This is a genomic window from Photorhabdus noenieputensis, assembly GCF_018448935.1.
GTDB lineage: Bacteria > Pseudomonadota > Gammaproteobacteria > Enterobacterales > Enterobacteriaceae > Photorhabdus > Photorhabdus noenieputensis.
In genome coordinates, this window is sequence record NZ_RCWC01000203.1 from 1 (window position 1) to 327 (window position 327).

General features: G+C 65.1%; 1 protein-coding gene. It reads left to right on the forward strand.

What is annotated here, in order from left to right:
- Positions 1-47: 47 nt before the first annotated feature.
- Positions 48-327 (forward strand): hypothetical protein (locus tag EAE91_RS23870; protein WP_214090586.1); only part of this gene is annotated, 280 nt, incomplete at its 3' end.

The window sequence follows — 327 nt, forward strand, 5'->3', positions numbered from 1 at the left end:
GGCAGACCCGCCTCTGCCGCTGGCAGAGCCGGCAGGAAGTTAACCGGGTGGGGGAACTGATTAAACTGACGCTGGCGGAGCAGGCCCCCCTGACCCTGGAACGGGATGACGCCGGCCGGGACACGGGCCGTTATGTGGACGGGGGATTTATTCTGCGCCAGCAGTACAGCCTGATGGGGCAGTTAACCGCGCAACGGGCCGGCCGCAATCCCTATTTTTTCCGGCCGGCTGAACCGGACGAGATTGAGGGACCCGCTTACGCGGGCGTGGCCCGCCGGTATGAATACGATACCGCGCTGAATCTGACCGCCGCCAGTGATGACGGGC